Origin of the sequence: Puia sp. (assembly GCF_036500295.1) — a bacterium.
GTDB lineage: Bacteria > Bacteroidota > Bacteroidia > Chitinophagales > Chitinophagaceae > Puia.
Window position 1 is genome coordinate 79,257 of record NZ_DASYCH010000062.1, and the last position, 12,495, is coordinate 91,751.

The 12,495-nt window shown below is 56.6% G+C and carries 11 protein-coding genes; all 11 read left to right on the forward strand.

The annotated features are described in order from the left end of the window. Positions 1-7 precede the first annotated feature (7 nt). From VGM48_RS12510 to VGM48_RS12560, 11 genes are read left to right on the forward strand one after another with little or no spacing between them, the layout of a single operon-like run. Entirely contained in the window at positions 8-1,420 is a 1,413-nt protein-coding gene (locus VGM48_RS12510) for a glycosyltransferase (protein WP_331579565.1), read from the forward strand. After that, a complete protein-coding gene (locus VGM48_RS12515) occupies positions 1,417-2,667 on the forward strand; it encodes a glycosyltransferase (protein ID WP_331579567.1) in 1,251 nt (416 codons plus the stop codon). The genes VGM48_RS12510 and VGM48_RS12515 overlap by 4 nt, the downstream gene beginning before the upstream one ends. An 11-nt stretch (positions 2,668-2,678) precedes the next feature. Then, positions 2,679-3,956, forward strand: a complete 1,278-nt coding sequence (locus VGM48_RS12520) for a glycosyltransferase (RefSeq protein WP_331579569.1) — start codon at positions 2,679-2,681, stop codon at positions 3,954-3,956. 3 nt (positions 3,957-3,959) lie between these two features. Continuing rightward, the gene (locus tag VGM48_RS12525) at positions 3,960-4,808 is read left to right on the forward strand and encodes an aldo/keto reductase (RefSeq protein WP_331579571.1); all 849 of its coding nucleotides are present in this window, start codon (positions 3,960-3,962) and stop codon (positions 4,806-4,808) included. Beyond that, complete coding sequence (locus VGM48_RS12530) at positions 4,808-6,355, forward strand: GMC family oxidoreductase (protein ID WP_331579573.1); 1,548 nt, start codon at positions 4,808-4,810, stop codon at positions 6,353-6,355. The genes VGM48_RS12525 and VGM48_RS12530 overlap by 1 nt, the downstream gene beginning before the upstream one ends. After that, positions 6,352-7,539, forward strand: a complete 1,188-nt coding sequence (locus tag VGM48_RS12535; RefSeq protein ID WP_331579575.1) for a glycosyltransferase family 4 protein — start codon at positions 6,352-6,354, stop codon at positions 7,537-7,539. The genes VGM48_RS12530 and VGM48_RS12535 overlap by 4 nt, the downstream gene beginning before the upstream one ends. An 11-nt stretch (positions 7,540-7,550) precedes the next feature. Further along, positions 7,551-8,267, forward strand: a complete 717-nt coding sequence (locus tag VGM48_RS12540) for a class I SAM-dependent methyltransferase (RefSeq protein WP_331579577.1) — start codon at positions 7,551-7,553, stop codon at positions 8,265-8,267. Between the two features lie 40 nt (positions 8,268-8,307). Beyond that, the gene (locus VGM48_RS12545) at positions 8,308-8,892 is read left to right on the forward strand and encodes a class I SAM-dependent methyltransferase (protein ID WP_331579579.1); all 585 of its coding nucleotides are present in this window, start codon (positions 8,308-8,310) and stop codon (positions 8,890-8,892) included. Positions 8,893-8,897: 5 nt separating this feature from the next. Beyond that, positions 8,898-10,013: a glycosyltransferase family 4 protein gene (locus VGM48_RS12550; RefSeq protein ID WP_331579581.1), complete on the forward strand. Its 1,116-nt coding sequence runs from the start codon at positions 8,898-8,900 to the stop codon at positions 10,011-10,013. Between the two features lie 29 nt (positions 10,014-10,042). Further along, positions 10,043-11,479, forward strand: a complete 1,437-nt coding sequence (locus tag VGM48_RS12555) for a hypothetical protein (protein WP_331579583.1) — start codon at positions 10,043-10,045, stop codon at positions 11,477-11,479. Continuing rightward, positions 11,470-12,495, forward strand: coding sequence for a glycosyltransferase family 1 protein (locus tag VGM48_RS12560; protein WP_331579585.1), 1,026 nt, complete (start codon positions 11,470-11,472; stop codon positions 12,493-12,495). The genes VGM48_RS12555 and VGM48_RS12560 overlap by 10 nt, the downstream gene beginning before the upstream one ends.

The window sequence follows — 12,495 nt, forward strand, 5'->3', positions numbered from 1 at the left end:
TCCGAGTATGAAGATCGTTCATTGTTTAGATCACTATATGCCGTTGCACATGGCGGGAACCGAATTGTATGTGCATACCCTGGCTTCTTCGCAGAAGCGCGGCGGGAACGAAGTGGCCGTTCTGATCCCGCATTTCGAGTACTACCAACCCGGCGTCTTTGCCGGACAGTATGTCTACGGGGGGATCGACGTGTATCAGTATATGGAGCCCTCCGATCCGCGGGAAAAAGGATTTACGGCAGGCAGAAAGGCGCCGGACGGCCTGGCTAACTTCGAGGCGGCGCTTCGTGCGCTTCGGCCTGATGTCGTACATTTTCACGAACTGACGCGCAGTATCGGCCTTGGCGTACCGCACGTAAAGCTGGCCAAGCGACTGGGGGCAAAGGTCATCCTGACCATGCATCTGCCGACCTACACCTGTAATGCGACTACCCTTGTCCGGAATGACCGCATCTGTTCCGGCGAGATCCGGGAATTCGACTGCAGCGTCTGTTGTCAAAAAACGCGCTATCATTTTCCACCGGCGGTCTCCTGGCCGATCGTAGGAATTGGCTGGCTTGCCGCCCGAACGGGGATCCTGTCGCGGCTACCCGAGGGAAAGGCGACGACGGTATTGTCGTTTCCCGCTACCATCCGGCGGATAAAGGCCGAGCTCGTTGAGTTGGCGGCTACCGTCGACCGGATCGTTCCGCTTACGGCGTGGTATAAAAAGATCCTGGTCGAGAACGGCGTCCCGGAAAATAAGATCACGGTGATCCCGCAGGCGCTGGCGTCGGCTGAAGCATCCGGCCCGCAGGCCGCAACTGCTGGTGCGCAGCCCACAGCCGCCGGTACGAGCTCCGCAGCCCCATCCGCTCTCGCCGCATCCTCGGCCCCGGAGCCCCCCGCCACGGTGATTCCACCCCTGAAAATCGTTTATGTCGGGCGGATATTCCCTATTAAAGGAGTGCATCTACTGATAGAGGCCGTGAAGGGGTATACCCGGGACCAGGTGATCGTGGACATCTTTGGCAAGGAGGAGGATACCGACTATTGCCGGGACTGCAAACGGCTGGCGGAAAAGGCAGAGTCGATCCAGTTCCGCGGTCAGATCCAACGCGAGAAAGTGCTGCCGACCCTTCCCGGCTATCATCTGCTGTGCGTGCCTTCCACCTGCGCGGAGATGTCCCCGTTAGTCATCCAGGAAGCCTTTGCGGCGGGGATCCCGGCGCTGGTAAGCGATGTCTATGGCAATGTGGAGCAGGTGAAGCACGAGGTGAACGGGCTTGTCTTCGACTTCAACTCGGCGGCCAGCCTCCGCACGCAGATCCAACGGCTGATCGACAACCCGCATCTTGTGGCGCGGCTGCGGCAGAACGTGCGGCCACCCGGCGATTTTAACGCGATCGACAAGGCCTATTGGCAATTGTATACGAATTGAGTCCAGCACCCATGCAGCGGCATATCCTGTTTCTGACCAGCACCAATCTTGCCTGTAATCCGCGATGTCTGAAAGAAGTGAGACTTGCGCGGGACAGGGGGATGAAGGTGACTGTTGTAGCCTTCCAGCTGCACAACTGGACGACGTCGCTGGAAGCGCGGCTGAATGCGGAGCTCACCGGGGTTTCTTTTCACTACCTCGACACCGCCCGCCGCCGCCTTCTTCCCTGGCTGTTCGGCACCGTGCTGGAACGGATCGGGCGTCTGGCCGGCCCACGGCTGCAAACCAGCACCTTCTGGTCGGCGATGGCCATGGACAAGCGAAGCTGGCGGTTGCTGCGCTGGGTGAGAGCGAACCGGGTGCGGCCCGATCTCGTGGTCGCGCATAATCCGCCGGCGTTTTATGCGGCTGCCTGGCTGGCCAAGCAGGATCCCTGTGCATTGGCGATCGATATCGAAGATTATCATCCCGGCGAGAACAATCCCCCGGCCAAGCAGCAGGGTTCGGCCCTGCTTATGCGCAGCTTCCTGCCAAAGGCTGCCTATGCCAGCTTTGCCTCGCCGTTGATAAAAGAATATTCCGACCGGCTAACCGGTCCCGGGGTAAACGGGATCGTGGTCAACAACAGTTTTCCCAGGGGGGACTTCCAACGGCCGGCTGCGGCGGTGGCCGCGAGCGCTGTGGACGATAATGAAGCGCCGCTGCGGATCGTCTGGTTCTCGCAATTTATCGACTATGGCCGCGGGCTCGAAAAGATACTCCCTGTGCTTGACGAATACCGGGATCGCATCCGGCTGACGCTGATCGGCTCGGCAAGGACCGCCTTCGTCCAGCAGGAGATCGCCGCGCGGGAATATATCCGCTGCATCGACGCGATGCCGGAAAAGGAACTACACCGGGCATTGGGCGGTTATGACATCGGGCTCGCGCTGGAAGACGGAAAGGCCGATCAAAACCGCGATCTCTGTCTGACCAACAAGATCTGGTCCTATCTGTTGGCGGGTCTTTATATCGTCGCCAGCGATACTGCTGCGCAACGCCGTTTCCTGCAGGAACATCCCGGTCATGGCGTCTGCACCTCCTTATCGGCCGACCCGCTTCGCACGGTGATGACCGCCCTGGTGACGGATGCGCGGATGATCCGCGCCGCCGCCTGTGCCCGCTTCGACGGGGCTGCCGCTGCCGCCTGGGAAAACGAATCCGCCGTGCTGACCGGCGAGTGGGAACGGATCTTTTCTCAACCCTGAATCCCTACGAATTGAAGAAGATACTCATCATATCCCCGCATTTCCCGCCGTCCAACCTGGCGGCGGTGCATCGCAGCCGGCTTTTTGCGCAGCATCTGCCGACCTTTGGCTGGGAGCCCGTGATCCTTACCGTGGATGAAAAATATTATGAAGAAGCGCTGGATCCCAATCTCTCCCGGCTCTTACCCGAGGGACTGCGGATCGAGAAGGTGAAGGCTTTTCCCGTCACGCGGCCGCGGCTGATCGGCGATATCGGGTTGCGGGGCCTGCTCTTTCTTTACCGGCGGGCAAAAAAGCTGATCCGGGAAGAAGGGATCGATTTTCTGTATATCCCCATCCCTTCCTTTTATGTCGCCCTGCTGGGCCGCTGGCTTCATCGCAGTACGGGTGTGCGTTATGGGATCGATTATATCGACCCCTGGGTGCATGAATTCCCCGGTTCCCGCAAACGGTTCTCGCGGCACTGGTGGAGTACCCGGCTGGCGCGGATGCTTGAACCGATCGCGGTGCGCAGGGCCTCGCTGATCACCGGTGTTGCCGAAGGATATTACAAGGGCGTGATCGAACGGAATCCCCGGCTATCCTCCACTGCCGTCTTCGGCGCCATGCCGTATGGCGGGGAAGGCAAGGACCATGAGAGGGTGAAAGAGCTGGGTCTGCGGCCCTATCTGTTTACCCGTAAACCGGGGAAGTTGCTGCTCGTCTATGCCGGCGCCATGCTGCCAAAGGCCTACGCGCCGCTGGAAGCGGTGTTGAACGTGATAAAGGAGAACCCCGCGGTTTTTTCGGAGGTGGAATTCCATTTCATCGGAACCGGGAAGACCGCCAACGATCCCAACGGGCATAATATAAAGCCGCTGGCGGAGCGGTACGGACTATGGGGAACAACCATTTTTGAATATCCCGCGAGGATACCTTATCTCGACGTTCTCATCCATCTGGAGGCGGCGGACGGGATCTTTGTGCTGGGCAGTACCGAGCCGCACTATACTCCGTCGAAGGTCTTCCAGGGTATTCTTTCGCATAAGCCGGTAATGGCGCTGCTCCACGAGGCGAGCACGGCCCGGAAAGTGGTGGTCGACGCCGGTGCGGGAACGGTCCTGGCCTTTAACGGCGAAGACTATGCGGAAAAGATCGGTGAGGGGTTTGTCCGGGCCTTCGTAGGATACAGCGCCTTTCTCAAAGAATATAGCTTCGAGAAGGTGAACCGGCAATTATTTGATGAGTACAGCGCATATCATGTAACGGAAAAGCTGGCTGCACTGCTTGGGCAGGCCGCCGGCGACTGAGTTATGACAAGAACATCCGACATCTCATTAGGGTTCGGAACGGCTGGTATCTCCAGCCTTCCCTGGCGGCATACCGTGAACCGGCTGCTGCGAACGGCCTTCGATGGCGGTGTCCGGCATTTCGATACGGCCCCGCTTTATGGAAAGGGATATGCCGAGCAGTTGCTGGGTGATTTTTGCAAAGGCCGCCGGTCGGCGCTTACCCTCACTACAAAATTCGGGCTTGGCGGTTCTGCCGACCTCCCGTTGCCGGCGACGCTGGCCCTGCCCCTGAATTATTACCGCAAGAAGTTGAAGGGTATACCGGTCACGCTGGCTCCGGGCGAACCTGTAGAACCGGCGCCGCTGACCTTTCGCCGGATCGATCTTGCCTCCGTGGAACAAAGTCTCGCCACCAGCCTGAAGCGGCTGCAAACGGATCACATCGACTTCTACCTGCTGCACGAGGCGCTGCCGGGGTTTCTCGACAAGGGCGTACTGGATCTTCTTTTATCGAAGAAACAGCAGGGGGTGATCCGCCACCTGGGCGTCGCCACGGACGGCGCCAATTTGCAGGGGCTGACCGACGCCGATCTCGTCCACTGGGATGTGCTGCAGTACGAAGCCGGTCCCTGGCAGGAAGCGTTAAAGAAAAAGTTTCCGGACAAACTGCATTTTATTCATAGCATCCTGAAATATATTCATCGCCAGCCGGCGCCGCAGGGCGTATCGGCGGAACAGTGGGCAGGAACCCTGCTTGCCCGGCAGGCATCGAATGGCCTGGCGGACCGGCTGATCTTCAGCACGCGAAGCGGGGCGCGACTCCAACAGAATATCACTACCTTCCAAAGAGAAACAACAGCACACGGGTAATGCCTTTTATCGACTGGAACACAAGCTCCGTTCACTTTGACCCCGAAGCCTTCGACATCGTGATCGTCGGCGCCGGCGCCGCCGGTATCCTGCTGGCCATGAACCTGTCGGAGAAGAACAAACGGGTTCTGCTGGTGGAATCGGGACATTTCGCCGAAGACGATGCACGACAGGTACTCAATGAAGTGGAGCAGGCGGGAAAAGCCGTCACCTCGGCCGTCTGGGGCAGAAAGCGGGCCATCGGCGGCACCACGATCGCCTGGGGCGGGCAATCTCTTCCATTCGGCATGCTCGACTTCGAGAAAAGACCCTGGGTGGCGGAAAGCGGCTGGCCGTTCGGTTACGAAGAGCTACGGGCTTATTATCTGGCCGCCAACCGGTTCATGAATATCGACGAGCTGGACTATGAGGATGATGTGCTCCGGCTGTTGAAGATGAAACGGCCGGATATCGACGCCAGGCAGCTGCATTTTCATTTTTCCAAATGGGCGCCGGAACCCGATTTCAGAAAATTATACGAGGATCAGCTGCGGACCCGCGTCACCGTTGTATACAACGCGGTCCTGACCCGGCTGCACGATGACGGCGGCTCGCGAGTGACCGGCATCACGATCAGCAATTTTCAGGGGCGGCAAGAAACGATAAAGACCAGGATGTTGATCCTTGCGCCGGGATGTATCGAGGCGAACCGCATCCTCCTTCTCCATCGCCGGCAGGAGAATACCCGGAACCGGTTCTCGGAATGGCTGGGAAAGTGTTTTATGGAACATCCCTGTATCGAAGTGGGCGATGTCCGGGCCAACCGGCTCTGGCGTCTTCAGGAAAACTTCAATACCCATGTCAGCCACCGGAGAAAATATTCCATCCGGCTCAGTCTTGCGGAGGAACAGCAGCGGCAGGAGAAACTCCTCAATGGATCGGCAAGCATCCTTTTCCGGTATGAGAACGAGGAAATGGATCCCTATAATGAGGTCAGGCAATTGCTGCGGCAACGCCGGCTTGGGAATCTCCGCAAGCTGCCTTTCGCGCATTTCAAGGCGCTGGTCATGGGCGCGACGGCGCTGGGCTTTCGGAATTTTGTATATAAGCATAACAGCCTCGCCAAACTGATCATGATGATGGAACAGGAACCATCGACAGACAGTTATATCGAGCTTGGCGATAAAAAAGACCAATTTGGACTAACGAAGGTGAATCTTAACTGGCAGATCTCGTTCAACACCTGGCGCAGCGTCGTCTTCCTGTCCAACGCCGCGAAAAAAGAGATCGAACGCGCCGGATTCGGGAAAGTGCAGTTATATGAGCATATCGAGGAGAAAGAGCCTTCCTGGAACAAATATCTGTCGGATGTCAATCATCATATGGGCGGCACCCGCATGAGTGCGTCGCCCGACCTGGGGATCGTCGACCCGGAGCTTCGGGTTTGGGGATTTGACAACCTGTACATCTGCAGCACCGCTGTTTTCCCCACCGGATCACATTCGAACCCTACACTGACCCTGCTGGCCCTCGCCCAACGGCTGGCAGACAAGCTGAGTAAGCAATGACAAAAGCAACCCTGCGTCTGGCCATCGTAACGACCCATCCGATCCAGTACAACGCACCCTGGTTCCGTCTGCTGGCGCTTGATCACCGGATCGAGCCGATGGTATTTTATACCTGGTCGCAGGCCGGCAAGGGCGACAAATATGACCCCGATTTCGGCAGGCGGATCGAATGGGACATCCCGTTACTCGACGGCTATGAACACCGCTTTGTGGAAAATACGGCGAGCGACGCCGGGAGCCATCATTTCAGCGGGATCGTCAATCCCGGCCTGGTGAAAGAAATAGAAGACTGGGGCGCCGATGCGATCCTTGTTTTTGGCTGGAAATTTCGCAGCCATCTGCAGTGCCTCCGGCATTTCCACGGCAAGATACCCGTGCTTTTCCGCGGGGACTCCACCTTGCTGGATGAACAGCCGGGGATGCGTACGAGCGCCCGGCGTCTGTTGTTACGCTGGGTTTACCGGTATATCGACTATGCCCTGTACACCGGCAGGAACAACCGGGATTATTTTTCCATTCACGGGCTGAAAAATGAACAACTGATCTTCGCTCCGCATGCGATCGATAACGACCGGTTCGGCGGCGATGAGCAACGATATGCCGCTGATGCGCTGGCCTGGAGAAAACAACTGGGTATCGGTAACGACGATCTTGTCCTCCTTTTTGCCGGGAAGCTGGAAGCCAAGAAGAACCCCTTCTTCCTGGTCGAACTCGCAAAGGCCGTCACTGACCGCCGGCTAAAGATCATCCTGGTGGGCAACGGAGTGCTGGAAGAGACCGTGCGATCGGCGGCGGCTTCAGACCCGCGGATCGTGTTACTGGATTTTCAGAACCAGCAGAAAATGCCCATCGTCTACCGGCTGGGTGATCTGTTTGTTCTCCCCTCGAGCGGACCGGAAGAGACCTGGGGTCTGGCGGTGAATGAGGCAATGGCCTGCGGGCGGCCTGTCATGGTCTCCGACCGGGCGGGATGTGCGGTGGACCTGGTTCACACCGGTGACAACGGACTCCTTTTCGACGCCCGGGACAACAGGACCGCCATCGACTTCCTGCAAAAGGTGATCGGGGACCGCGGACGGCTGGCGACAATGGGCAAACGATCGAAAGCGATCATTGGGGACTACTCTTTCCGGGCGATCATCGACGCCATTTATTCCATCCTGAAAAAGACCGAAAAGAAATAAACACACCGTATATGAGCATTCAGCAACAATACAACGAGTGGCATAGCGCCACCGCGGATTTCTGGGAAGATCCGTTGAACTTTCAATGGTACCAGACGACCAACAGGCTGTTGCCCAACCTGGACAACCTGGATGTTCTCGAGATCGGCTGCGGCCGTGGAAATTTTTCGCAGCTCGTCAAAAAGAAAAACCCTGCCGTACGATTGACGGCCGTGGATATTTCCGAAGTTGCCATCGAAGCCGCACGGAAGGCGCCCAACGGCATCCGGTTCCAGGTGGCCGATGCCGAGAACCTCGCCTTCCCGGATGCATCATTCGACTTTATCTTTTCCTGTGAAACGATGGAACACCTTCCCCATCCGGAAAGACTACCGATGGAAATCTTCCGGCTGCTGCGGCCCGGCGGTAAATTCATCATCACCACCGAGAACTATTTCAACGGGATGACCATGGTCTGGCTCAAGACCTGGCTAAAGAAGGAGCCGTTCGATTCCGGTTCCGGTGCACAACCCCATGAGAACTATTTTCTATTCTTCCGGGTTGCTTCCATGATCCGGAAAAGCGGCCTGAAACTTACGCATACGGAAAGCAACCACTTCCAATGGCTGATGCTGCCCGGTGTAAATCCGGCGAAACTTTGTACCCAGGATTTTGCCAGTCCCTTCCTGAAAAAGTTTTTCAAACCCTTTGGCCGGCATTATACCTATTCGGGGAGCAAACCCGTTTGAGGCCTGAAAAAAGATTGTTTATCCAATATACAAAAGCAACATGAAAGGGAATGCAGTTCTGCACTACATCCGGGTCGTCTTCGGACTCGACAAACCCGAAACTCAAACAACCCCACGGGAGCGGGAAGCTCTGCACCGGTTCGCATCCGGAGCGAAGACAGCGATCGAGATCGGGGTTTTCGAAGGCGTGAATACCGTCATCATCTCCCAGTCGATGGGCAGCAACGGGAAAACGATAGGGATCGATCCGTTTTTCAAAGGTCGGCTGGGTGTCTGTTATCATGAACGGATCGCCAGGCTTCACCTGCGACGGAACAAAGTACACAAGGATGTCCAGCTGATTGTAAAGCTGAGCTTTGAAGCAGTCAATGACATTCAGCAACAGGCTGACTTTATTTTTATCGACGGGGACCATTCCTATGACGGCATCCGCAAGGACTGGGAAGTCTTTCCGGATAAGCTGAAGCCGGGAGGGGTCATGGCCCTGCATGACACAACCACCATTCCCGCCGATGGGGGCTATGTGCAGGATTCGGTCCGGTATTATAACGACGTGATCCGCCATGACAATCGTTTCGAATGGCTGGAGACCGTAGACAGAATGAATGTACTGAGGAAAAAATAATGGAATTGGAGAAGAAAAGAATCCTGGTCTTTATCGGGGCTTCGTATGTGTCCGGGCTCGAGATCTCTACGTTGCATCTCCTGCACGGGCTGAAGCGCGATGGTCACGACGTCCGGTGTGTCGTCAACGGCTGGAACGACGGCGTTTTCCGGCAGAAGCTGGATGAGGCCGGTATCCCCTGGTGGCAGCCGAAGGTCGGCTGGCTCTATATCCGCAAACCACTGTGGACCCTGGACTCTCTTCAGCACTGGCCGCGGGCCTATCGCGAGTGTAAACGCATCCTCGAGACGTTCGATCCCCAGGTTTGCCATTTCTCCAGCTTTACGACGGCGTTGATGATCTACCCCCTCCTGAAGGGCCGCAATTGCGTGTACAACCTGCAGGAGCCCCGGGAAAGGAATCGCAAACACCTCTTCATCTACGGCTTGCTGAACAAGCGCTTCAAGATCTTTACGACGGTTTCCCGGCGCATCGTCTCCATGCTGGAAGGCCTCGATATTCCGAAAGAGAAGATCCGGCTTATCTATAATGGCGTACCCGCACTGGAGAATGTCGTCGCGACGCGTCCTGCCGGTGAGGCGGTGGTCTTCGCTATCGTCGGCCAGATCGTTCCCTGGAAGGGTCACGATACGCTCGTAGAAGCCGTCGAGCGATTGATGGGGCATGCTCCGGTACCCTTTGTCGTCTATATTTTCGGCAATGATCAGAACGAATATTCCCGACGGCTGAAGGCGACCATCGAAGTCAAGGGGTTGACCCAGCTTTTCGAATGGAAGGGATTTGTCCGTGAACAGGCGGAGATCTACCGCCAGACCGATGTCATCATTGTGCCGAGTCTTTCGGAGGAACCCTGTTCCCTGACCATACTCGAGGCGATGATGCGGAAAAAAGGGCTCATCGTATCCGACCGGGGCGGAAATCCCGAGCTGGTGACCCACGGAGAGACGGGAATGATCTTTGCCGCGGGAAACCCCGCCGACCTGGCGCTCTGCATGCAATACCTGCTGGGTGATGCTGCGCTCATCGAAAAAATGGGCGAGAAAGCGGGCCGGAAGGCGCTGGAAGCTTTCACCGAGACACGGATGACACAGGAATACGAAAAGGTTTATGCGGAATTGTGATCAACTGTTGCGAACTTTAATGCGGTAAAATGGCAGAGACTTCACTTACGACTTCCCGAAAAATAACCATCGCCTCTCCGGTGATCGTGCTGGGGGCGGCGGCCGTCGTCCTTGCGGCGATGTTCAGTAATGGGGTTTATCTGGCTGCCTGTATCCTGACGAGTTTTACCATTATCTATTTGCTCTGGAAGGACACGCGGCCGGCCGTACTGGTCTTCTCCATGCTGATGCAGTGGGTGCAGGTAGTGGCCTTCGTCATCTGGATGAATAATTTCGGATTTGACATCAACCGAACCAGCCCGCATGGCGGGACGGCCGTGCTGATGGCCTGCGCCGGCATCATCGTGATGTGCGCCGTTATGGGCGGCAGCCTTCACGGGCTGAAGATGCCGACACGGGAAGAATTCGAGCAGCAGGCCCGGCTGGTCAACGAAAAGAAGATCCTTTACCTCTACCTTTTCTCGACGTTCTTTCTGGGGAGTATCGGCCTGGCGCTTAGAAATAATGCCGGTTTCGATCAGATCCTAATGACCCTTGCCTCCTTCAAATGGATCTTTTTCATGGTGTACGGGTATGTGGCCTGGGTCAACAAGAAGAACCGGTTCATCCTCGTCCTCATCGTCCTGTTCGAGTTCTCTTCCGGCCTTTACTCTTACTTTTCAAATTTCAAGGAGGTTATCTTTTACACGATCCTCATTGCGCTGACCTTTGTCCGGAAGATCAGCTTCAAACAGGTGTGCTATGGGATCGTCGTGGGTGTGGCGCTGCTTTTCATCCTGCTGACCTGGACAGCGATCAAGGGCGATTACCGGCAATTCCTGAACCAGGGGAAGAAACAACAGGTGGTCGAAGTGTCCCGGTCGGAGGCGTTCACCAAGATCGGGGATAAGGTGAGCAACATCACCTGGGACGACTACCAGAAAGTGATCGGCGCGTTCCTTTATCGAACCCAATATATCCTCCACCTTGCCAGGACGATGGATCGGGTGCCGGCCCTGATGCCGTACGAATATGGGAATGTGTGGTGGGGGAACATCAGCTTCGTGCTCATGCCCCGGCTTTTTTTCCCGGACAAACCCATTTATCAGGCCACCGTAAAGACGGTTAAGTATACGGGCATCACCTATGCCGGGTTTAATCAGGGGACGTCGTTCAGCCTCGGGTATTTTGCGGATTCCTATATCGATTTCGGGTATGTGGGCATGATGCTGCCGCTATCGCTGATCGCCCTGTTCGTGGTGTTTATCTACAAGAAACTATACGCGTTTAAAAAAATAAACGTCCTGCTGCGGTATGCGGTCATTAATACGGCGCTGATCCAGCTGGACTCCTTCGAGCAGGACGGCCTATTTCTGTTTGGCCGCCTTCTGCTGATGTTCCTTGTGTTCTGGTTCCTGTCAAAATATGTACTGGGCCGGCTGCAAAAATGGCTTTATAAGCCAAGCTCCAAAACAAGATGGATCTAACTCCCATAAAAGTCTGTTACCTCTTCCGGCAACCGGGTCGTTTTTTCAGCATCGAACGTATCTTCGGCCAGCTGATACCCGTGGTGCGGCGACGGATGGCCGTGGCGGAGTGGGTTGCTCCTTCCTCTGCCTTTACCCCGGCGCAGCTATGGAAGAATATCCGTTCCGCAAAGAAATGCCGGAGCGGTGCGGCAAATGAATCCAGCGCCGACGTCTATCATATCACCGGCGATATCCATTATATCGTGCTGGCGTTGCCTTCCCGGCGAACCCTGCTGACCATCCATGATTGCGTCTTCCTCTACAGCGCCACGGGCGTCAAACGCCGGGTGTTGAAATGGCTCCTGCTCGACCTGCCCGTTCGCCGCAGCCGGCTCATCACTACTATCTCCGAAGCGACGAGAGAAGACATCATCCGGCATACAAACTGTCCGCCGGAGAAAGTTATCGTCGTTCCTAATCCGGTGGCCGACACCGTTTATCATTCTCCGCTGTCTTTCCACGATGCCGAGCCGGTGTTGCTCTTTGTCGGCGTGACCCCAAATAAGAACCTGTTTCGCGTTGCCGAGGCGTTGGACGGCATTTCCTGCCGGCTGGATGTCATCGGCAAACTCTCCGCCGAACAGCAGTCGGCCCTCGCCGGGCGGAAGATCCGGTATACTCAGCGATCGGGCCTCACCGATCAGGAAATGGCCGATGGGTATGCCGCCGCCGATATCATTCTGTTTCCCTCCACCTTTGAAGGGTTTGGATTGCCGATCGTGGAAGGGCAGAAAGCCGGCCGGCCGGTGATCACCAGCGATCTCGCGCCGATGAAGGATACCGCGGGCGGGGGCGCCTGTCTGGTGGACCCATATGATCCCGCTTCCATCCGGGCGGGGGTGCTCCGGGTTATCCGCGACCCTGCTTACCGGGATGGAATCGTGCGGGAAGGGCTGCGGAATATCACCCGGTTCTCGGCGGAAAGGATCGCGGCATCGTATATAGAATGTTATCAAAAAATAGCCAACAACTAA